This is a genomic window from Nonomuraea ceibae (assembly GCF_019396325.1).
Lineage (GTDB): Bacteria > Actinomycetota > Actinomycetes > Streptosporangiales > Streptosporangiaceae > Nonomuraea > Nonomuraea ceibae.
Genome location: NZ_JAHKRO010000033.1, coordinates 1 through 20,964, shown reverse-complemented (window position 1 = coordinate 20,964; position 20,964 = coordinate 1). Strand labels below are relative to the sequence as shown.

At 72.7% G+C, this 20,964-nt stretch carries 19 protein-coding genes; 10 read left to right on the top strand and 9 right to left on the bottom strand.

Features of this window, described 5'->3' with window-relative positions:
• The first annotated feature begins 1 nt into the window (after window position 1).
• Window positions 2-583, top strand: a complete 582-nt coding sequence (locus tag KME80_RS21545; RefSeq protein ID WP_308125867.1) for a TetR/AcrR family transcriptional regulator — start codon at window positions 2-4, stop codon at window positions 581-583.
• Here KME80_RS21545 and KME80_RS21540 read toward each other — a convergent pair.
• From KME80_RS21540 to KME80_RS21525, 4 genes are all read right to left on the bottom strand, one after another.
• Window positions 572-1,372, bottom strand: a complete 801-nt coding sequence (locus KME80_RS21540; protein WP_308125866.1) for a hypothetical protein — start codon at window positions 1,370-1,372, stop codon at window positions 572-574. The genes KME80_RS21545 and KME80_RS21540 overlap by 12 nt on opposite strands.
• A gap of 15 nt (window positions 1,373-1,387) precedes the next feature.
• Window positions 1,388-1,687, bottom strand: coding sequence for a DUF4193 domain-containing protein (locus KME80_RS21535; protein WP_049570503.1), 300 nt, complete (start codon window positions 1,685-1,687; stop codon window positions 1,388-1,390).
• Window positions 1,688-1,969: 282 nt separating this feature from the next.
• On the bottom strand, window positions 1,970-3,238 hold the full coding sequence (locus KME80_RS21530) for a sensor histidine kinase (RefSeq protein ID WP_219507813.1): 1,269 nt from the start codon (window positions 3,236-3,238) through the stop codon (window positions 1,970-1,972).
• A 38-nt stretch (window positions 3,239-3,276) separates the two neighbouring features.
• On the bottom strand, window positions 3,277-3,930 hold the full coding sequence (locus tag KME80_RS21525) for a response regulator transcription factor (RefSeq protein ID WP_219507742.1): 654 nt from the start codon (window positions 3,928-3,930) through the stop codon (window positions 3,277-3,279).
• 199 nt (window positions 3,931-4,129) lie between these two features.
• Here KME80_RS21525 and KME80_RS21520 point away from each other — a divergent pair, with 199 nt between their 5' ends.
• Window positions 4,130-4,294 (top strand): hypothetical protein, encoded by a 165-nt coding sequence (locus KME80_RS21520; protein WP_219507740.1) that lies wholly within the window; start codon window positions 4,130-4,132, stop codon window positions 4,292-4,294.
• 81 nt (window positions 4,295-4,375) lie between these two features.
• Here the strand turns inward: KME80_RS21520 and KME80_RS21515 are convergent, their stop codons facing one another.
• Together KME80_RS21515 and KME80_RS21510 are read right to left on the bottom strand one after the other, a co-directional pair.
• Window positions 4,376-5,173, bottom strand: a complete 798-nt coding sequence (locus KME80_RS21515; RefSeq protein WP_219507739.1) for an inositol monophosphatase family protein — start codon at window positions 5,171-5,173, stop codon at window positions 4,376-4,378.
• Window positions 5,173-7,164 (bottom strand): S9 family peptidase, encoded by a 1,992-nt coding sequence (locus tag KME80_RS21510; protein WP_219507738.1) that lies wholly within the window; start codon window positions 7,162-7,164, stop codon window positions 5,173-5,175. Before KME80_RS21510 ends, KME80_RS21515 begins: the two co-directional genes overlap by 1 nt.
• Before the next feature lie 56 nt (window positions 7,165-7,220).
• On the opposite strand from KME80_RS21510, the gene KME80_RS21505 reads away from it, so the two are divergent.
• Window positions 7,221-8,168 (top strand): ferrochelatase, encoded by a 948-nt coding sequence (locus KME80_RS21505; protein ID WP_219507737.1) that lies wholly within the window; start codon window positions 7,221-7,223, stop codon window positions 8,166-8,168.
• On the opposite strand, the gene KME80_RS51940 is transcribed toward KME80_RS21505, so the two are convergent.
• The gene (locus tag KME80_RS51940) at window positions 8,159-9,316 is read right to left on the bottom strand and encodes a lytic transglycosylase domain-containing protein (RefSeq protein WP_308125865.1); all 1,158 of its coding nucleotides are present in this window, start codon (window positions 9,314-9,316) and stop codon (window positions 8,159-8,161) included. The two genes, KME80_RS21505 and KME80_RS51940, sit on opposite strands and share 10 nt — an antisense overlap.
• 90 nt (window positions 9,317-9,406) lie before the next feature.
• Between KME80_RS51940 and KME80_RS21495 the strand changes: the two genes are divergently transcribed.
• The 5 genes from KME80_RS21495 to sepH all read left to right on the top strand — a co-directional run bounded on the left by KME80_RS21495 (window position 9,407) and on the right by sepH (window position 16,388).
• Window positions 9,407-10,612: an MFS transporter gene (locus KME80_RS21495; protein ID WP_219507736.1), complete on the top strand. Its 1,206-nt coding sequence runs from the start codon at window positions 9,407-9,409 to the stop codon at window positions 10,610-10,612.
• Window positions 10,613-10,690: 78 nt separating this feature from the next.
• Entirely contained in the window at window positions 10,691-11,386 is a 696-nt protein-coding gene (locus tag KME80_RS21490; protein WP_246645342.1) for a polysaccharide deacetylase family protein, read from the top strand.
• A gap of 38 nt (window positions 11,387-11,424) precedes the next feature.
• Window positions 11,425-12,702, top strand: a complete 1,278-nt coding sequence (locus KME80_RS21485) for a D-arabinono-1,4-lactone oxidase (protein ID WP_219507734.1) — start codon at window positions 11,425-11,427, stop codon at window positions 12,700-12,702.
• Between the two features lie 87 nt (window positions 12,703-12,789).
• Window positions 12,790-13,731, top strand: a complete 942-nt coding sequence (locus KME80_RS21480) for a protease inhibitor I9 family protein (protein WP_219507732.1) — start codon at window positions 12,790-12,792, stop codon at window positions 13,729-13,731.
• 161 nt (window positions 13,732-13,892) lie between these two features.
• Complete coding sequence (gene sepH / locus KME80_RS50530) at window positions 13,893-16,388, top strand: septation protein SepH (protein WP_246645341.1); 2,496 nt, start codon at window positions 13,893-13,895, stop codon at window positions 16,386-16,388.
• Window positions 16,389-16,649: 261 nt separating this feature from the next.
• Here sepH and KME80_RS21470 read toward each other — a convergent pair whose 3' ends face one another.
• Together KME80_RS21470 and KME80_RS21465 are read right to left on the bottom strand one after the other, a co-directional pair.
• The gene (locus KME80_RS21470) at window positions 16,650-18,317 is read right to left on the bottom strand and encodes a PH domain-containing protein (protein WP_308125864.1); all 1,668 of its coding nucleotides are present in this window, start codon (window positions 18,315-18,317) and stop codon (window positions 16,650-16,652) included.
• Window positions 18,318-18,418: 101 nt separating this feature from the next.
• Entirely contained in the window at window positions 18,419-18,940 is a 522-nt protein-coding gene (locus KME80_RS21465) for a PH domain-containing protein (RefSeq protein WP_219507730.1), read from the bottom strand.
• Between the two features lie 96 nt (window positions 18,941-19,036).
• Between KME80_RS21465 and KME80_RS21460 the strand changes: the two genes are divergently transcribed.
• Window positions 19,037-20,002 carry an ATP-binding cassette domain-containing protein gene (locus KME80_RS21460; RefSeq protein WP_219507728.1) on the top strand — a complete coding sequence of 322 codons (966 nt, stop codon included), beginning with the start codon at window positions 19,037-19,039 and terminating at the stop codon, window positions 20,000-20,002.
• Complete coding sequence (locus KME80_RS21455; protein WP_219507727.1) at window positions 19,999-20,805, top strand: ABC transporter permease; 807 nt, start codon at window positions 19,999-20,001, stop codon at window positions 20,803-20,805. Before KME80_RS21460 ends, KME80_RS21455 begins: the two co-directional genes overlap by 4 nt.
• Window positions 20,806-20,964: the final 159 nt, after the last annotated feature.

Below are 20,964 nucleotides of genomic sequence, written 5' to 3'. Positions count from 1 at the left end.
CGTGGAACGCGAACGCAAACGCGGACATGACCCGGAGTCCGTGCTCGCCGTGGCCGTGCGCGTCTTCAACGAGCGCGGCTACGACGGGACCAGCATGGAGGACCTGGCCAGGGCGCTCGGCGTCACCAAGTCCGCCATCTACTACCACGTGCCGGGCAAGGAGCAGCTTCTCGCGCGGGCGCTCGACCGGGCGCTCGACGGGCTTACCGCGCTGGTGGTCGACGAGCGCGCCGCCTCGGGCCCGGCGATCGAGCGGCTGGAGCGGGTGGTGCGGCAGAGCGTGCGCATCCTGGTGGAGCGGCTGCCGTACGTGACGCTGCTGCTGCGGGTGCGCGGCAACAGCGCGACCGAGCAGCGGGCGCTGGAGCGGCGGCGGGAGTTCGACGCGTTCGTGAGCCACCTGGTCAAGGAGGCGGCGGCCGAGGGGAGCATCCGGCCGGACCTCGATCCGGCGCTGGTGACGCGGCTGCTGTTCGGCGCGGTCAACTCGATCACCGAGTGGTACCGGCCGGGGCGCGGCGGCTCGCCAGGCGAGCTGGCCGACGCGCTGGTCGCGATGACGTTCGGCGGGCTACGGGTTTAGCTCGGGACGCTCCCCCGGCGGCAGCGGGCTCTTGATCCGCAGGTCGTTGCGGATGGCCTCGCCGAGCTTCTTGGTGGCCATCCGGTTGAGCGCTCCCCCGGCCACGGCGCCGGTCAGGAACGGGCCCAGCGTGGTCAGGTGGCGGCCCAGCGTGCGCATCAGCCGGTTGCGCAGCGCGGTCTTGGTCGCCGCGCCGAGCGCGAGCGTCACCGAGGCGGGCGCCAGCGGGTCGACGCCGCGCTGCTTGGCCCAGGCGGCGGTGAACGCCACCGCGCGCTGGGCGCCGGTGCCCTGCACGCGCACGCCGTAGACCTCGTGCAGCTCGGCCAGGAGCTTGACCTCGATGGCGGCCACGACGATGGTCTCGGCGACGAGCTGGGCGGGAGCGGAGAGGAGGAGGGGTGGGGCGGCGAACTCCGCCGCGGCGAGCGCCCCGCCGATGGCCCCGACGGTCATCGTGGCCTTCTGCGCGGTGCGGACGAGGTCGTCGGCGAGCTCCTCGCCGGTCAGCCCCTGGTGGTGCTCGGACAGCGTGTGCAGGTCCCTGATGGGGATGCGGGGGGCGATGTTGAGGAAGACGTCGGCCAGCCAGCGACCGCGGCCCGCGCCGCTCTTCCTGGCCTTGCTCGCGCCCGTGGACAGGGCACGGGCTAGTCGGCCGAGCAGCCTGCGCCGCTCGGCCGGCTCGAGCTCACCGGGTGCGGTGAGCCTGCCCACGAGCTCGCCGACCTCCGACTCGGAGGCGGCGACCTCGTCGCCTGGTTGTTGATCCTTTTCAGGTGCGGCCACGCGGTTGCCTCCTTATCAGGCGGCGCACTCCCGGCAGACCTGCTGACCGTTCTTCTCGGAGGCCAGCTGGCTGCGGTGGTGCACGAGGAAGCAGCGCGCGCAGGTGAACTCGTCGGCCTGGCGCGGGATCACGCGCAGGCTGAGCTCCTCGTTCGACAGGTCGGCGCCGGGCAGTTCGAGCGACTCGGCCAGATCGGTCTCGTCGATGTCGATGCTGCCGGACGACTTGTCGGTGCGCCGCGCCTGAAGCTCCTGGAGACTGTCCTCCCCAAGATCGTCGTCTGTCTTGCGCGGGCTGTCGTAGTCGGTAGCCATGATTACTCCATCCCCCTCATCAAATATGTCGTCGCGCTCGTCGCGCGTCTTCTAACGTCCGGGAGGCCCGTCTTGTGCCCGTTCCGCCGGGGAGATTTCCCATCGGTACCCCGCGGGAACGGACGGCGAACCTCCCAACACGCCAGGGCGTGACGCGTCCGGCAATGGTTAGCCAAATATGGCCGAACCCACAGCCTTGGCGTCATGCCCCACCGTGTTCGACGGCACATCCAACCACATGTGCGACGCGAACGAGACGCCCCGTGCAGGGCAACACGCCGATCAACGTCTTGGAAGCCTCATGGTGACCACAAGACCTCCGCCCTCCCGTGGGACGGCGTTGACGTTGCCGCCGTGCGCCTGCACCACGGCGCGGACGATGGACAGCCCAAGGCCCGCTCCCTTGGCCGAATCCACCCGATCGGCATTGAGCCTCCTGAACGGTTCGAACAGGCTGTTCACCTCGTACGCCGGGACGTGCTGCCCAGTGTTGGCCACCTGAACAACCAAGGCACCGTCCACCATTCCCGTCCGGATCCAGACTTTTCCGTTTTCGGGAATGTTGTACTTGACCGCGTTCTCAAGGAGGTTGCTGATCGAGCGTTCCAGCAGAACCGGGTCGCCCACGGTAGGCGCGCTGACCAGTTCGGTGGTGAATGTCACCCCGTGCTGCTCGGCGAACGGCAGCACCTGGTCGACCGCCGTCTGGGCGACCTCCCGGACGTCCAGGGGCTTGCGCACCGCCAGCTCGCGCTCGCTCCTGGCCAGCAGCAGCAGGCCCTCGATCAGCTTCTCGTTGCGGGCGTTGACCTCCAGGAGGGTACGGCCCAGCGCCTTGAGGTCCTCCGACGCCTCGGGGTCCGACAGGGCGATCTCCAGGACCGTCCGGTTGATGGTCAGCGGCGTGCGCAGCTCGTGGGAGGCGTTGGCGACGAACCGGCGCTGGGCGTCGAAGGCGACGTTGAGCCGGGTGAGCATGTCGTCGAAGGTGTCGGCCAGCTCCTTGAGCTCGTCGTCCGGCCCCTTGAGGTCGATGCGCTGGTGGGCCAGCGTGCTCTCCGACAGCTTGCGCGCCGAGGCGGTCATCTGCGCCACGGGCCGCATCGCCCGGTCGGCGACGAAGTAGCCGATGATGAGCGCCAGGATGCCGACTCCGGCCAGCGCCATGAACGAGCTCTGCACCAGCGCGTCCCGCGCCCTGGCCACCGCGTCAAGCCTCGCCGCGTCCCAGATCGCCTGCGTCTGCTGCTCCTGGGCCTGGCTCAGCCAGCCGCCGGTGTCGAGGGTCGGCCAGGCGTCGTCTATCGCGTTGCCCACGATGGCGTACACCGAGAACAGCAGCACGGCGGCGGCGGCGAAGACGAGCGCGCTGTAGGTGATCGTCAGTCGCCAGCGGATGCTGACCCTGCCGGGAAGCTCCTTCACACGCTCCATGGTGGAGCGCGAGGACGGCGGCGACGACGGCGGGGGCGGACCGTCCCAGGCGGGCGGCCCCTGAGGAGGCGGCGCCTGCGGGCGCACCCCCTTCCGCTCCGAGTGCGGGCTGATCATCGGATGCGTCGGCGCCGACGCACGGTCCGGCCGTTCCGTCACAACTTGTACCCAACTCCAGGCACAGTCTCGATCACCTGAGGCTCGCCCAGCTTCTTGCGCAACGTCATCATGGTCACCCGCACCACGTTGGTGAACGGGTCGATGTTCTCGTCCCAGGCCTTGTCGAGCAGGTCCTCCTGGCTGACCACGGCGCCCTCGGCGCGCATGAGCTCCTCCAGGACGGCGAACTCCTTCTTGGTGAGCACGATCTCCTTGCCCTCGCGCTCCACCAGCCGCTTGCCCGGGTCGAGCCGGATCCCGGCGCGCTCCAGCACCGGCGGCAGCGCCGGGGCCGAGCGGCGGCCCAGGGCACGTACCCGGGCGACCAGCTCGATGAACACGAACGGCTTGGCCAGGTAGTCGTCGGCGCCCAGGCCGAGGCCCTCGACCTTGTCGTCCACGTCGCCCGAGGCGGTCAGCATGAGGATGCGCGAGGCGGTGCGCTGCTCGACCAGGCGGCGGCACACCTCGTCCCCGTGCACGACCGGCAGGTCACGGTCCAGGACGATCACGTCGTAGTCGATGTAGGAGGTGCGCTCCAGCGCGCCGCCGCCGTCGTAGGCGACGTCGACGGCCATGGCCTCGCGTCGCAGCCCTGTCGCGATCGCGTCGGCGAGCACCCGCTCGTCCTCGACCACCAGCACTCGCACCCTGGTACACCTCTTCCCGATCGTGGTGCCTCATTCTGCCCACAGCCTCGATAAGCGCACGGTAAGGCATGTGCGGGCCCGCCAGGACAGCGGTGACACAAGCGACAGTCAATTTCATGTTTCGGGACCGCGGATGCCTGGGTACACCAGCCAAACACCTTTCGCCCCCACGAGAACGGACCCCGAGAGAGCAGGTGAGATGGGCGAGTTCACGACCACGATCGAAAGCCGCCTGAACCAGGCTTACCAGGGCCTGCGCGAAGCCAGGAGCTCCGGCGACGACTACCTCGCCGACACGCTCACCGCCGAGATCGAAGACCTGCGCCGCCTGGCCGACGATCACGGCGTCCCGCTGCCCCGCTGAACCACCGACGGCCGGAGCCCCGGGCAAGGGGCTCCGGCCGTCGCATGCTCGGCACCGGTCGGTCGCGGGTCAGCCGCAGGGTCAGTCGCGCTCGGGGTGCAGCGGCGCGAGCAGGTCGTGCAGCTCCTCGAAGAGCCCCGGTGCGGCGCTGAGCGTGAGGTCGATGTTGGCCGGCCGGCCGCGCAGCCCGCCGACCCTGGCCCCGGCCTCGGCCGCCACCAGGCCCGCCGCGGCGTGGTCCCAGTAGTTGACGCCGCGCTCGAAGTAGGCGTCCACCCGGCCGCTCGCGACCGAGCAGAGGTCGACCGCGCACGAGCCGCCGCGCCGGATGTCGCGCACCTGGGGCAGCACGGCCGTCAGCGCCGCGGCCTGCTCCGCCCGGCGCGCCGCGTCGTAGCCGAACCCGGTGGCCACCAGGGCCTGCCCGAGCGGCGCCGCAGGGTTGACGCGCAGCCGCTCGCCGCCCAGCCACGCGCCCTCGCCGAGCGCCGCAGTGAACACCTCGCCGCGCGGCGCGACGTTCACCACGCCCGCGACGATCCGGCCGCCGGCCTCGACCGCGATGGACACGGCCCAGTCCGGCAGGCCGTACAGGAAGTTGACGGTGCCGTCGATGGGGTCGACGACCCAGCGCACGCCGGAGCCGTCGCCGCCCTCCTCGCCGCCCTCCTCCCCCAGGACGCGGTCGTCCGGCCGGGCGGCCCGGATGCGCTCGCGGATGAGCTCCTCCGAGGCCCGGTCGAGCGCGGTGACCACGTCGGTGGGGCTGGACTTGGTCTGGACCGCGCCCGGCTCGACGGACATCGTGGGCCGTTTGGCCAGCAGCATGTCGCCGGCCTCGCGGGCGATGTCCTCGGCCAGGCGCAGGAAGTCCGTCATCACGCCACCGAGTCCGGGCGCTTCCACTCCTGGCCGAGCACGTGCTGGGCGAGGAAGGCCAGGACCGTCTCGTACCAGGCGACGGCGTTGCCGGGCTTGAGGATCCAGTGGTTCTCGTCGGGGAAGTAGAGGAACTTCGACTCGACCTCCGAGCGGCGCAGGTCCCACCACAGGCGCAGCGCCTCGCCGATCGGCACCCGGTAGTCCTTGTCGCCGTGGATGACGAGCATCGGGGTGCTGATCTTGTCGAGCGCGCGGTGCGGGGAGAGCCGGGCGTAGCGGTCGGAGCCGGGCGCGCCGAACTCGCGCTGCCAGTAGGCGGAGGCGTCGGTGGTGCCGGCGAACTGGTCGAGGTTCCACAGGGAGGCGTGCGTGACGATGGCGCGGTAGCGGTCGCTGTGGCCGGCGATCCAGTTGGCCATGTAGCCGCCGAACGAGCCGCCCATCGCGCCGATGCGCTCGGCGTCGATGTCGTCCCTGGCCAGGGCCACGTCCACGATCGCGTCGAGGTCGGCCTGGGTGCGCGGGCCCCAGTCGCCCCAGCCTCGGTCGATCATGTCCTGACCGTATCCGGTGGACAGGCACGGGTCCGGCATCAACACGGCGTATCCGTGCTCGGCCATGATCCACGACTGCCAGCGCCACTGCCAGTCGTTCCAGGAGGCGACGGGGCCGCCGTGGATCCACAGCAGGAACGGCGCGGGCGACTCGGCCGAGGCGCCTTCCGGCAGGACGAGCCAGCCGCGGATCTCGGCACCGTCGTCGGCGGTGGCGGTGATCTCGGTGAGCGTGCCGCGCACCTCGGGGCGCGGGACGGGCGAGAGCAGGTCGGTGACCTCGCCGGTGCCGGCGTCGACGCGGGCCGGGGCGGGCGCGAGAGCGATGCCGCTGCGCAGCGCGTACACGGTCCCGCCGTCGGGCGAGACGTTGAGCCCGAGGTAGGAGGCGTCGTCCTGGGTGAGGCGGACGGCCTCGCCGCCGCCGGGGGTGACGCGGAAGACCGGGCGGCGGCCGCGGAAGTCGGCGACCAGGTAGACGGCCGAGGAGTCGGGCGCCCAGGCCACGTCCATCGGGAACAGGTCGCCGGCGTGCGGGCCGCCCTCGCCGGTGGCCACGTCGGCGATCCACAGCTCGACCCGGGCCGAGACGTCCAGGTCGGTGTGGCGCTCGCGCGAGCACGCCAGCCTGGTCCCGTCGGGCGAGACGGCCAGCGGGCCGCCGAAGTCGTGACCCTCCTCGCTGAGGAGCGTGCGCCGCTCGCCGGTGGCCACGTCGACGGCCACCAGGTCGATCCGGCTCTGCCCGGCCGACAGCGGGACGCGCCAGGTGGTGATCACCGTGCGGCCGTCGGGGGTGAGCTCGAAGGCGGCGTCGCGCAGCGCCTCGCCGGGCTCGGGGGTCAGCTCGCGCACGTCCTCCAGGCGGTCGGCGCCGAGCCTGCCGGTGAACAGCCGGGTGCGGCCGGGGCCGAGGTCGTGGTCCCAGTAGCGCACCGGGTAGCCCTCGTGCAGGATGGCGCTGATCCCGGCGTCCTTGCGCGCCTTGCGCCGTTCCTCCTCGTCCGCCTCGTCGCCGTCGAGCACGTCGGAGGCGAACACCACCACGTCGCCGGCGGTGCGGACGGCGCCGATGCCGCCGGGGCGGCTCGCCACCTGGCGGGCCTCGCCGCCCTGGCGCGGCAGCAGCCACAGGGCGGGCGTCTCGTCCCCGTCGTCCTTGGCGGTGGGGTCGGGGCGGGCCGAGGTGAACAGGAGGTCCCCGGAGGCGGTGAAGACCGCCTGGGTCTCCCCCTTGGCCGACCTGGTCAGCCGGTACGGCTCGCTGCCGGGCTCGCCGTCCGGCGTGACGGCCCACAGGGCGGTCCCGTACGACTTGCCGTCGGGGTTGAGCGACTGCACGGCCGACACGAGACGGGAGCCGTCGGGTGAGAGCTTCAGGGAGAGAACTCGGGGGATCGCGACATAATCGCGAATGTCGTGAAATGCGGTCACCCATCCGAACCTACCTCGTGAGAGGACCACGGGCACGCGCGCATAAGGTTGCTCACGTGGGAGATTACGACGCGCTGCTGGTGCTGTCGTTCGGCGGTCCCGAAGGCCCCGACGACGTGCTGCCCTTCCTGGAGAACGTGGTGCGGGGCCGCGGGGTGCCCCGAGAGCGGCTGATGGAGGTCGCCGAGCACTACCAGAGCTTCGGCGGCGTCAGCCCGATCAACCAGCAGTGCCGCGACCTGGTCGAGGCCCTGCGCCCGATCGCCGGCGTGCCGGTTTACTGGGGCAACCGCAACTGGCACCCGTTCGGCGAGGAGACCGTCAAGCGGATGGCCGGCGACGGGGTGCGCAGGGCGGCGGTCTTCGCCACCTCCGCCTACGCCGGCTATTCGAGCTGCCGCCAGTACTACGAGGACATCGCCCGCATCTCCTTCGAGGGCGGCCCCGAGCTGGTCAAGATGCGCCACTTCGGCGACCATCCGTCGTTCGTCGAGGCGATGGCCGACCACACCCGGCAGGCGCTGGAGCGGCTGGGCCGCGACGACGCCCGGCTGGTGTTCACCGCCCACAGCATCCCGGTCACGATGGCCGAGACCGCGGGCCCGGCGGGCGGCCTGTACGAGACGCAGCTGCGCCGCACGGCCCGGCTCGTCAGCGAGGCGCTCGGCCGCGACGAGCCCTGGGACCTGGTGTGGCAGTCGCGCAGCGGCCCGCCGCAGGTGCCGTGGCTGGAGCCGGACGTCTGCGACCACCTGCGTCAGGTCGACGCGGGCTCGGTGGTGCTGGTGCCGATCGGGTTCGTCTCCGACCACATGGAGGTCGTCTACGACCTCGACACCGAGGCCCGTCAGGTGGCCGCCGAGATCGGGCTGCCGATGGAGCGTGCGGCGACCGCGGGCACCCATCCGGCGTTCGTGCGGATGGTGCGCGAGCTGATGGACGAGCCCGAGCCGGTCGCCTGCGCGCTGACCTGCTGCCCGGCCCCGCGCCGCCGTCAGGCGTAGGCGCGGGCGTAGGCCTCGGCGATGCTCAGGACCTTGTTCACGTAGTCCCACGAGTGATTGTAGTGCCACACGGCCTTGCGCAGCTTCTCGCCGCCCTGGCCGGCGCCCGTCTTGCACAGGTAGTTGGCCGCGCCCGGCACCGCGTCGTACGGGCTCCAGATGTCGCGCTCGCCGTCCCCGTCGCCGTCGACCCCGTACGCCTTCCAGGTGGCGGGCATGAACTGCATCGGCCCGAGCGCGCCCGCGCTGGACGGGCCGTTGTTGCGCCCGTGCCCGCTCTCCACCTGCCCGATCGCGGCCAGCACGGTCCACGACAGGCCGGGGCAGCGGGTCGCCGACTGCTTGTACAGCTCCAGGTAGCTGCCGGGCCGGGCGGCCGTGGCCGTGGCGGGCTGCTCGCGCTTGGCCTCGGTACGCCGCGCGGTGCCCAGCATGACGACCTGGCTGCCCTTGCCGAGCACCTTGCGCACGCCCTTCTCGCTGATGCCGCCCTCCTTGCCGTGCAGCAGCACCGCCACGCCCTGCGCCATGCCGAGGGTGCGGCCCAGGTCGGCGCCGACCAGGCCGTCGACGCCGGTCAGCCCGAGCGGGGCCGACGCGCCCACGCGCAGCCTCGGCCCGCCGCCCACCTGGTAGTACGCGCCCAGCGTCAGGCCGTACTTGCGCATGGCCGCCGAGTCGGCGACGACCTCGCCCCGGGCCAGCGCGCTCCACACGCCGGGCTGGTCGGCGACGACCTTGGGGGTCCAGGAGCGGAAGTCGGCGGGGTCGACCGCGAGCAGGTTCAGCCCGGTGCCCGACACCTTGACCGAGCCGGCGTCGACCACGAGGGCCTTCTGCACGTGCTTGAGCGCGGCGAGCCGGTGGCGGGCCTGCTGGGGCACGGTGCCGGGGGCGATGGCGAGCACCCGGGGCGGGGTGGGCGTGACACCGGCGCCGCCCTGGCCGAAGTCCTTGACAGGGGCCGTCGTGGGAACGAGCTTGTCGAGCGCGGGGGTCTCCCGCCGCACGGTCCGGGGCTGCGGCGCCGTCGTCGTCTCGAACGGGTCCTCGCCCAGGAGCAGCACGACGCCCGCGGCCGCGAGCGTGACGGTGAGCACCGCGGCGACCATGAGCAGTGCGCCGCGCAAAGAGGGAAGACCGGACACGCGGCACACGTTAACCCACGTGCCGGAAACAGGTTGCGATCCGGACAGATGATGCGCGAGGGTGTGTCGGCACAGTAAGGAGAAACGCGGATGGTCGGGCCTTACCGGGGGTTGTTCAAAGGGCCCGGCGTCAAGGGTTTCGTCCTGGCCGGCTTCGTCGGCCGGATGCCGATGTCCATGCTCGGCATCGGGGTCGTGCTGCTCATCGAGGGCGTCACGGACTCCTTCGCGGTCGCCGGCGCGGTGGCCGGGGCCTGCAACGTCGCCTTCGCCGTGGCCGCCCCCATGTCGGCGCGGCTGACGGACCGGTTCGGCCAGAGCCGGGTGATCGTCCCCTTCGCCACCCTGAACGCGCTCGCGCTCGCCGCCCTCATGCTCAGCGCCGGGCTCGGCCTGCCCGACTGGACGCTGTACGTGTCGGCGCTGCTGGTCGGGGCCACGTCGCTGTCGCTCGGCTCGATGGTGCGGGCCCGCTGGTCCCACGCGCACAGCGGGTCGGCCAAGCTGCACACGGCCTTCGCGTTCGAGTCGGTCATCGACGAGGTGATCTTCGTCACCGGTCCGGCCCTGGTCACCGTGCTGGCCACGGCCGTCAACCCGTTCGCCGGGCTGGTCGTGGCGCTGGTGTGCATGTTCACCGGCTCGCTCGCGCTCGCGCTCCAGCGGCGCACCCAGCCGCCGATCCAGCCGGTCAGGACCGGCGGGGGCGGCAGCCCGATCCTCATCCCCGGCATCGCCCTGCTGTCGTGCGTCTACCTGGGGCTCGGCGCGGTCTTCGGGTCGGTGGACCTCATCACGGTGGCCTTCGCCACCGAGCACGGTGCGAAGGGCATGTCGGGGTTCCTGCTGGCCGCCTTCGCGGGCGGCTCGATGGTGTCGGGCCTGTGGTTCGGCTCGCGGCACTGGCAGATCTCGCTGCGCGGCCGGTTCGTCCGCTCGCTGGGCGTGTTCGTCGTCGGGCTGCTGCCGATCATGTTCATCGGGAGCGTGCCGGTCATGGCGGCCGGGCTGTTCCTGGCCGGGCTGGCCATCTCGCCGACGCTCATCACCGGCTTCTCGCTCACCGAGCGCCTGGTGCCGTCGTCGCTGCTCACCGAGGGCATGGCGTGGATCTCGACGGCGATCGGGCTCGGCGTCGCGCTGGGCGCCTGGGCCGGCGGTCAGCTCACCGAGCTGTACGGGCCGTCCGACGCCTACGCCTTCTCCCTGGGGGCCGCGGTCTTCGCCGTCGTCGTCGGGCTCGCAGGTTCGGGTTTCCTGAGACTTCCCGAAGCGCCTTCACCGGCCAAGAGCTGATCCGCTACGGTCGAGACATCCCTCGCAACATCCATCACATTGGAAACATTGCTTATGTCCCGACATCTCAGTTCACTCTTGGCCATCGCGGCTGTCACGGTCGCCCTCGCTCCCGCCCCCGCGCTCGCGGCCCCCGCCGAGGAGGAGGTCGACTGCACGAAGGTCAAGTGCGTGGCGCTGACCTTCGACGACGGCCCCGGCAAGTACGCGGGCACGCTGCTCGACACGTTGAAGAAGTACGACGCCAAGGCGACGTTCTTCCTCGAAGGCCAGTACGTGAAGAGCCGCCCCTCCTACGTCAAGCGGATGGTCGCGGAGGGGCACGAGCTGGGCAACCACAGCTACAAGCACCCCGACTTCACCAAGCTGACCGCGCCCGCGATCCGCTCGGAGATCCAGCGGACCAACGACGAGATCAAGAAGGCGGCGGGCGTCGAGCCCAAGCTGCTGCGTCCGCCGTACGGCATGTCGGACCTGACGACGTCGGAGGTCGCCGCCGAGTTCGGCATGCCGATCATCCTGTGGACCGGCGGCTCGGCCGACTGGAGCTCCAAGAACGAGGAGGCGATCAAGAAGCAGACGCTCAAGGTCGCCAAGCAGAACAGCATCGTCCTCATGCACGACTGGGTGAAGCAGACCGTCGACGCGATGCCGTCGATCATCCGGACGCTGCAGAAGAACGGCTACCACCTCGTCAAGGTGAGCGACATCGTCAAGCACGAGAATCTGAAAGCCGGTGACACGTTCCCCCTCCCCGAGGGCTGGGATAAGTGAGTATCGTTCGCGTTTAGTCGGACGACAGGGGTGTGCGCGTGGCCTTCATCAACTGGGCGGGGAACCAGGCCATCGAACCCGCCGAGGTACGCGTCCCCACCTCCACCGGCGACGTTGTCCGGGCCGTGCTTGACGCGGCGGCGAGCGGGCGGCGGCTGCGCATGGTGGGAACGGGCCACTCCTTCACCGGAGTGGCCCTCACCGACGGACTCATGCTCCGCCCCGACGGGCTGACCGGCGTCGTCTCCTGGCACGGCGACAGCGTCACCGTCCTGGCAGGCACCCCGCTCCGCACGCTCAACGAGCTGCTCGGCGAGCGCGGCCTGGCCCTGGCCAACATGGGCGACATCACCGAGCAGACCGTCGCGGGCGCCATCCAGACCGGCACCCACGGCACCGGCCGCGACACCGGCGGCCTGGCCGACCAGGTCACCGCCCTGGAGCTGGTGCTCGCCGACGGCACGGTGACCACCGCCGGGCCCGGCGAGGACCTGTTCGACGCCGCCCGGGTCGGCCTGGGCGCGCTCGGCGTGCTCACCTCCGTCACCTTCCGCGTCGAGCCCGCGTTCCTGCTGCGCAACGAGCGCCGGCGGATGCCGCTGACCCGCATCCTCGACTCGCTCGACGAGCTCACCTCGGGCAACGAGCACCTGGACTTCTTCTGGCTGCCGCACACCGACGCGTGCCTGGTCAAGACCAACAACCGCCACCCCGGACCGGCCAGCCCGCCCGGCGCGTTCCGGCACTGGCTCGACGCCGTCTTCCTGGAGAACACGCTGTTCGGCGCCGCGTGCGCCGCCGGCGCCCGCGTCCCGGCGCTGATCCCGCGCATCAACGCCGTCAGCGCCGCCGCCCTCGGCGACTCCGCCTCCGTCGACACCTCGTACAAGATCTTCACCGCCCGGCGGGACGTGCGCTTCCTGGAGATGGAGTACGCGATCCCACGCGAACGGCTCGGCCAGGCGCTGCGCGAGACCCGCGACCTGATCGAGCGGACGGACTGGAAGATCACCTTCCCCGTCGAGGTCCGCGTCACGCCGCCGAGCGACGCGTGGCTGTCCACCGCGTACGGGCGGCCGACTGCCTACCTCGCCTGCCACGTCTACCGGCCCACGCCCAACCCCGCCTACTTCGCCGGCGTCGAAGAGATCATGACCCGGCTCGGCGGACGGCCCCACTGGGGGAAGCTGCACACCCGCGACGCCGCCTACCTGGCCACCGTCTACCCGCGCTTCGCCGACTTCACCGCGCTGCGCGACCGGCTCGACCCCGGGCGCCTGTTCGCCAACGCCTACCTGGACACCGTCCTCGGCTAAGCCTTTGGTAAAGAACCGGCTGGCGAATCGACGGGATCGCGTGTCCCGCACTCCGTGAGCGGCCCGCGGGCGGCACCCTCTTCGCTCGTGCCCCGACGATTCGGCCTGCCCTCCCTGTACCTCGCGGCGGCCGTGGTCACCGCCGCCGCGACGGCCGTCACCACCGCTGTCCCCCTCATGACGCCCGCCTCCGGCCTGGCCGCCCGGCCCCGCCACGCCGAGCCCGCGCACCCGTACATCGTCACCGCGCGCGACCGGGCGGCCGCCCGCGACCTCGTCGGCGAGGTGCGCTGGCGAGTGCGCCGCTACTACACCGCCGCCCTGCCCGGCTTCGCCACCGTGCTCAACGCCGCCGAGGAGGCCGAGCTGCGCGCCGACCCGCGCGTGCTCGCCCTCGAACCCGACCGCGCCATCCGCCCCGCCCCCGGGCGCGCGGCCACCCCCGCCCGCACCCCCGGCGGGCGCGGCGTCACCGTGTACGTGGTCGACAGCGGCATGGACGTGGACCGGTTCGGCGACCGCGCCTGGCGGGCCTTCGACGCCACGGGCGGCACCGGCCACGACTGCACCGGGCACGGCACCCGCGCCGCCCGCGCCGTCGCCGCCGCCGCGCCCCACGCCAGGATCGCCTCCGTGCGGACGCTCGGCTGCCACGGCGCCGGCAGGCTCTCGGACGTGCTCGCCGGGCTCGACTGGGTGCGCCGGCACGCGCGCGGCCCCGCCGTCACCAGCGTCCCGCTCGACACCGCCGGCTCCCCCGCCCTCACCACCGCCCTGCGCGCCCTCGTCAGATCCGGCGTCTTCGTCACCGCCACCGGCCCCGGCGCCTGCCGGACCGCGCCCGGCGAACCCGCCTACACCGCCGCCGCACCCCATCTCGCCGGCGCCGCAGCCGGATACCTGGAGTCCCATCCGGGCGCAAATCCGGCGGATCTGGCGACTTGGCTCAAGTGCCCGTCGGTGCGCGGCGCGATTCGCCAGAATCCGTCGAGGAGCTCTAACCTCCTCCTGCGCACCGGTGGGCTCTGAAGGGGATGGATTCGTCAAATGTGACCGGCGTCACATCGCCTCCGGGCTATCCCAGGAAGGCGATGTTCGGACATGCCGGGTACGGTGCTGGCAGGCAACCGGCACACGCGAGAGACTCAAGGGTCCGGGGGAAGAATGGCGACGCTGACGAAGGGACTCGCATGCAGGAGCTCCGACTCGTCGCGGTGAGTGAGGACGGCACCTACCTCGTGCTGGCGACTGCCGGACGGGGTACACGCTTCACGCTCCCCGTGGACGACCGGCTCCGTGCTGCCGTCCGCGGCAACTTCTCCCGTCTCGGCCAGTACGAGATCGAAGTGGAGAGCCCGTTGCGTCCCAAGGAGATCCAGGCCCGCATCCGAGCAGGTGAGACCGCGGAAGAGATCGCCGCGACCGCCGGCATCCCGGTCGAGCGCGTCCGCTGGTTCGAGGGCCCGGTCCTCCAGGAGCGCGAGTACGTCGCCCAGCAGGCCCAGCGCGTCACCGTCCGCATGCCCGGCGAGTCCTCGCCCGGCCCCACCCTCGGCGAGCTCGTCGCCGAGCGCCTCAACCGCCGCGGCGTGCCCACCGACGAGATCGACTGGGACTCCGCCAAGCGCGACGACGGCCTGTGGCGGGTCAAGCTCGGCTACGTGTGGAACGGTCACACGAGACACGCCGAATGGCTCTTCGACCCGCGCCGCCGCCACGTCACCCCGCACGACGACGAGGCGCTGCGCCTGTCGTCCGCCGACTTCGACCCCGACCCCGTGACCGAGGACACCACGGTCACGCCCTTCACACCCCGCGTCGCCAAGCTCCAGCCGGTGCCGCCGCTGGCCTCCGACCCGCTGCCGTTCCCCTCGGTCATCCGCAACGAGCCCGATCCGGAGCCCGCCCTGGAGGCGCCGTTCGACCGGCAGCCGCCGCGCGACCCCGCCCGGGAGACCGGCCAGACCCGCCCCGCCGACCCGCACCGCCGGGCCGGTTCCTCACCCTGGCTGCCCGACTTCGGCCAGTCACGGGCGACGGACTCCGAGTCCTTCTACGCCCCCCGCCCCACCCGCGACCCCGACCCCCAGCCTTCCTTCACCCCGCCACCGGCCGCGCCGTCGCCTGCCGCGCCGTCGCCTGCCGCGTCGTCGCCCTCGGCCGAGCCGTACGCGCCCGCCGAGTCGCGGTCGCCTGCCGAAACCCGGCCGCCTGCCGAGAGCCGGTCGCCTGAGACGCCGTCGCCGTACAGGTCGTCGGCGCCCTCCTTCCTGCCGCCATCGGCCTCACCGTCCTCCGCGCAGCCCGAGGACACTCCCGTCCCGTCCCTGCCCGCCGCCGCCGCTGCGGCTCCCCCGGCCGCCGACATCCCAGCCCCGGACACCGAGGCTCCCGCGCAGGCCCAGCCCGCGACGGCACCGGCCGCCCCCCAGGAGCCGGCCCCGGCCCCGCTGGCTGCCACGCCCACCGAGCCCGCCACCCCGGAGCCTTCACCGGCGACCGGCGACACCACCGCGCCTCAGGCAACCACTTCCGAGCCTGCCGCAACGCCGTCCCAGCCCACGCCCACGCCGGCCGCCGAGGCAGCCGCTCCCGCCACCCCGGACACCGCACCGGCAACACCGGATGCCGCCCCGGCAACGCCGGATGTCGCTCCGGCAACGCCCGCCGCTGCCTCGGCCCCCGTCGAGGCGGCCACCGCCTCCCCGGAGGCATCGGCCCCCGCTGCCCCGGCTCTCCCCGTACAGGAAGAGAGCGCCCGCGCCGACGCGACCCCGCCCACCACAGCGGACCAGCCGAAGCCCCCTGCCCAGGAGGCCCCGGCCCCGTCCGCCACCCCGGCCGAGGCAACCCAGGACGAGGCCCCCACGGCCGCCGCCACCCCGGAACCCGCAGCGCCCGAGGCCGCCGCCACCCCGGAACCAGCGCCGGAGGCCGCCGAGAAGCCGGCCACCCAGCTCCCGGAGCCCGCCACCGCGCAGCCCACCGCGCCCGCGAAGACCGAGGACTACCCGGAGCCCACCCAGCCCGAGGCCGCACAGGCCGCCGAGCCGGACAAGCCCGCCCAGCCGGTCACCACCACAGCCGACGACCCCGCACGGCCCGAGGCGGCCAAGGCCGAGGAGCCCGTCGCCAAGGCCGACGCGTCCACCGAGGCCGAAAAGCCCACGCAGCCCGACGCCGCCAAGGCGGAGGAGCCTGCGGAGCCAGCCGCCGCCAAGGCAGAAGAGCCCGTCGTCACCGAGACCGACGAGCCCGCACAGGCCGAGGAACCCGCACAGCCGGTCGCGGTCAAGGCCGACGAGCCCGCACAGGCGGACGCCACCAAGGCCGAGGAGCCCACCGCCGCGAAGACAGAAGAGCCCGCCGAGCCCGAGGTGCGGAGCGAGCCCGAGGAGGCCGCCGCCTCCACCGCGCCCGCCGAGCCTGACGTACAGGCTGAGGCCGAAACCAAGGGGGCGGCGCCCAAGCCGGGGCCGAAGCCCGGGCCCAAGCCGGTGCCTGCGGCACGGCCGAGCGAGGAGGACGCGAAGGACAAGCCGGCGGCCAAGGAAGAGCCGCCGGTGCCGGTCCCGTCTCCCCCGCCCGCCCCGGCTGCCCGGCAGGCCCGCAAGGGTTCGCGGGGCCGTCGCGCCTCGGTGCCGACGTGGGACGAGATCATGTTCGGCGCCCGCCGCCAGGACTGACCCGCCACATCCGCGCGAAACGACGACCGGGTGGAGCTGGACGACAGCCCCACCCGGTCGCAGACCCGCCGTAAGCGACCTCCTTCGCCCCCCCGGATCCACCAAGAACGGGCGCGGTCAGGACGGTTGCAGCTCGTCGAAGAAGGCGAGGTCGTCGGCGGGGTCCGGGCTCACGAGGCGTTCCAGGCCGGCGGCCGTCATCGCCGCCCATCGACCGGCCCGTGGCCGCCAGGCTGGCCGCTCGCCCCGCTTGACCGGCCCTCAGGACCCTCCCGGGCCGTCCGGGCTGTCAGAGCTCTCACCGTCCTGCTCGGGGAGGTCCCCGTGCCGCTCGGGGCCGTTCCCGTGCCGCTCGGGGAGGTCCCTCTGCCGCTCAGAGAGGTCCCCGTGCCGCTCGGGAACGGGTGCCAGGAAGGGGGCCAGCCAGTCGGGCGTCACCTCGGCCGGGAAGTCCCTGGCCTGGGCCTCGGAGACGTCGACGGCCGAGTAGCCGCCCCGGCCCGCGCCCACGCCTGCCGTCAGCGTCACGACGCCGGCGCGCCGTTGGAACCAGGTCTGCCGCAGCCGCCACCCCACGACGGCGCGCCGCTCCACCACGGCCTGCGTACGCCGCAACGACCCGCCGCGGACGGTCACCCGCTCGCCGTCGTAGCCGTGGCCGAGCGACCGGTAGCGGTCGAGCCCGAGCGGCACCCCGACGGCGGCCAGCAGGAGGGCCAGCACCAGGACGATCCACCAGATCAGCGAGGCGGTCAGCACGGCGGCCGCGGTGGCGAGCGCGGCGACGGCCAGCCACGGGAAGACGGCGCGGAACAGCCGCCGGTTGCGCGCCACCGGCGGATGGGGGCGCAGCTCCGCCCGGTAGGGGCCGACGGCGTCGCTGGTGACCTGGCGGGCGACGGCCCGGGGCACCACTGGCAGGAGCTGGCCGCGCGTCTCGGAGTCGCCCAGGCCGGTCACGATGGCCCACGCCCTGGCGACGCCGGCCCAGCGTTCGGCGAGGCCCTCGGCGATCTCGTAGCCGCGTACGCGCCGCGATTCGAGCGACACGCTGCGCCGGTTGACGAGCCCGCGTTCGGCGACCAGGTAGCCGTCGCGCCGTTTGAGCTTGAAGTCCCAGTTGAACACCGCGTACATCACGCCGCCCACGAACGGCATGGCCACCACGAGCAGCACCGCGATCGCCACGAGCAGCCACGGGTGCTCCCAGAGCCAGGTGCCGGCCGTCCAGGCGGCGTCCCTGCCGAACCCGAGTTCGTTGCCCCACTGGAACGCCAGCCCCACCGCGCCGCCCGCCAGCGCGAACGGGGTGAGCAGGTAGGCCCCCGACAGCGGCCCGTACAGCAGCCACCGGCGCGGGACGGCGGTGATGACGCGCTCCTCCGGCTCGTGCGGCCGCTCCGGCACGGCGCCCGGCCCGGCGGGGTCGAGGGCGCCCTCGGGCACAGCGGTAGCCGTCCCGGAACCGGCGGCGTCCGGGCCGGGGTGCGCGTGGCGGGCGGCGGCGGCGCGGCGCAGGAGGACGGGCTTGAGGCGTTCGGCCTCGTGGCGGGTGACGCCGTCGAGCGTGGCCTCGCCGTCGCCGCCGCTCGCCCCCGTGTCGATCTTCAGCACGGACAGGCCGAGGAGCCGGTGCATGGGCGGGGTGGACACGTCGACGCCGCGCACCCGTTCGAGCGGGATCGTCCGCACCGACCGGCTGATCAGCGAGCGCTTGATCTCCAGCCGGTCGCCGATGATCTCGTACGTGAACGTGGCCCAGCGGACGACCGCGAACACCACGGTGCCGACCAGGCCCAGCGCAGCCCACAGGTAGGACCGGCCGGAGAAGCCGCCCACGACGAGCACGCCGACGAGCGGCACGAGCAGCGACGGCAGCATCCGGACCGGGTCGATGAGCAGCACCTTGGGGCTCAGCCTGAGCGGCACCCGGGGCGGCGGGAACGTACCGGGCCCCTCCGGCGGCGGGCCCGCGGGACCCTCCGGAAGGGACGGCGGCGGAGGGGGCGGCGGCGGGGGCGGGGCGCCGGTCACGTGGCGTCATCCCTGAGCTGCTCGGCGCGGCGGGCGAGCTCTTCGGCGAGCCCGGCCGCCACCTGGTAGTCGAGCCCCTTGATCGTGGAGGACCCGGCGTGCGAGGCGGTGCGGATCTCCAGGGTCGCCAGCCCGAGCATCCGTTCCATCCACCCCTGTCCCTTGTCGACCGTCTGGATGCGGCTGACCGGCACGAACACCCACTCCCGGGTCAGGAACCCCTGCCGGGCGTAGACGACATCTCCCGACAACTCCCACCGGTGCACCGCGTAGCGCACGAACGGCTCCGCCACCAGGAACGGCGTCGTCAGCACGCCCACGACGACCGGCAGCAGCCACGGCGCGCGGGCGAACCAGCCGGGCACCCACGACCAGCCGCTGCCGCCCACCCAGCCGCCCACGAGGATGGACCCGCCCACGAGCAGCACGAACCCGATCAGCGCCTCCAGCAGCCAGAGCCCGCGGGCTCTGGGCGAGACGCGGTTCGCCGGGTCGCGGAGCGGGCCAGTTGAGTTCACGACTCCAGCTTAGGGCTCGCGCCCATGTCAGCGATCTGTCAGCGGCCGGTGGAGCGTGTGGGCAAAGTGTCAGTGGCGTCGGGCAGGGTGATGCCCATGGGATACGCGATTGAAGCCGAAGGCCTGGTGAAGCACTACGGCGAGACCAAGGCGCTCGACGGCGTCGACCTCGCCGTGCCGGCCGGCCGGCTGCTCGGCGTGCTCGGGCCCAACGGCGCGGGCAAGACCACGGCCGTGCGCATCCTGGCGACCCTGCTGGTGCCCGACGCCGGGCGCGCTTCGGTGCTCGGTTACGACATCGGCCGCCAGGCGCACCAGGTCAGGTCGCTGATCGGCCTCACCGGGCAGTACGCCGCCGTCGACGAGATGCTCACCGGGGTGGAAAACCTCATCATGATCGGCCGGCTGCTCGGCCTGTCCCGGAGCGAGGCGCGGCGGGAGGCGACGGCGCTGCTGGAGCGGTTCGACCTGACCGAGGCCGGGGGGCGGGCCGCCAAGACGTTCTCGGGCGGCATGCGCAGGCGGCTCGACCTGGCCGCGAGCCTGGTGGGCCGGCCGAAGGTGCTGTTCCTCGACGAGCCCACCACCGGTCTCGACCCGCGCAGCCGCACCGAGTTGTGGGGCGTGGTGCGCGGCCTGATGGCCGACGGGGTGACCGTCCTGCTCACCACCCAGTATCTGGAGGAGGCCGACCAGCTCGCCGACGACATCGTGGTCTTCGACCACGGCAAGGTGATCGCGACCGGCACCTCCGACCAGCTCAAGGCCACCACCGGCGCCCAGGTGCTGGAGGTGCGGCCGATGGAGGAGCACCAGCTGGAGCTGGTGGCCAAGGTCGTCACCGACGTCGTGGAGGAGACCCCGGCGATCGCGGGCGGCAAGGTCACCGCCGCCGTGCGCGACCCGGCCGTGGTGCCCGCCGTCGTGCGCCGCCTCGACGACCTCGGCATCGTGGCCACCGAGCTGGCGCTGCGCAAGTCCAGCCTCGACGAGGTGTTCCTGGCGCTGACCGGGCACCGCGCCGAGGAGCCGGAGAAGACCGACGAGGAGACCTACGCATGACCGCGACCACCGCCTCCCTGCCCGCGCCGCCGAGGCGGGTGAGCCCCGGCGCCACGGTCAGCCAGACGATGACGCTGGCGTGGCGCAGCCTGGTGCAGATCAAGCACAACCCGTGGGAGCTGCTCGATCTCAGCATCCAGCCGATCATGTTCCTGCTGCTGTTCACGTACGTGTTCGGCGGCGCGATCTCCGGCTCGACGGGCGACTACCTGCAGTTCGCGCTGCCCGGCCTGCTCGTGCAGAACGCGCTGTTCTACACGCTGTCCACGGCGATCGGGCTCAACACCGACATCACCAAGGGCGTCTTCGACCGGCTGCGGAGCCTGCCGATCGCGCGCACCGCGCCGCTGGCCGGGCGGGTCATCGCCGACACGTTCAAGCAGGTGTGGGCGTTCGCGCTGCTGGTCGGGTTCGGGATGGCGCTCGGGTTCCGGGTGACGACCGGCGTGGCCGGGCTGCTGGGCGCGCTGGCGCTGCTGGTGATCGTGGCGCTGGCGATGTCGTGGATGTCGGTGCTGATCGGGCTCAAGGCGTCGAGCCCGGAGAAGGTGCAGATGGTGGCCTTCTCGGTGATGATGCCGCTGACGTTCACCAGCAGCGCGCTGGTGTCGCCCGACACGTTCCCGGGCTGGCTGAAGGCGTGGTCCGACGTCAACCCGGTGAGCCACCTGTCCGACGCGATCCGCGGGCTGATGATCGGCGGCGAGGTGGCCTCCCCGGCGCTGGTGTCGCTGCTCTGGTCGGCGGGTTTCGTGGTGGTGTTCGCGCCGCTGGCCATCAGGGTCTTCCGCACCCGCCTCTGACCGGCTCCCGCGAGCCCGGTTCCGGGTCTCGCGGATCAGACCCGCAGGGCGAGGGCGATGACGGCGTCCCGGTCCATCCGGCGGCCGCGCGCGAGGTGGCGGCCGAACTCCGCCGCCCCGAGCGCGGCTTCGGTGTCGCCGGTGATCCGTACATGGTCG

Coding starts and splice junctions, on each gene's coding strand:
- KME80_RS21535 (WP_049570503.1), bottom strand. CDS start 1,687: ATGGCTACCGACTACGACAGCCCGCGCAAGACAGACGACGATCTTGGG.
- KME80_RS21530 (WP_219507813.1), bottom strand. CDS start 3,238: ATGATCAGCCCGCACTCGGAGCGGAAGGGGGTGCGCCCGCAGGCGCCG.
- KME80_RS21520 (WP_219507740.1), top strand. CDS start 4,130: ATGGGCGAGTTCACGACCACGATCGAAAGCCGCCTGAACCAGGCTTAC.
- KME80_RS21515 (WP_219507739.1), bottom strand. CDS start 5,173: ATGACGGACTTCCTGCGCCTGGCCGAGGACATCGCCCGCGAGGCCGGC.
- KME80_RS21495 (WP_219507736.1), top strand. CDS start 9,407: ATGGTCGGGCCTTACCGGGGGTTGTTCAAAGGGCCCGGCGTCAAGGGT.
- sepH (WP_246645341.1), top strand. CDS start 13,893: ATGCAGGAGCTCCGACTCGTCGCGGTGAGTGAGGACGGCACCTACCTC.
- KME80_RS21460 (WP_219507728.1), top strand. CDS start 19,037: ATGGGATACGCGATTGAAGCCGAAGGCCTGGTGAAGCACTACGGCGAG.
- KME80_RS21455 (WP_219507727.1), top strand. CDS start 19,999: ATGACCGCGACCACCGCCTCCCTGCCCGCGCCGCCGAGGCGGGTGAGC.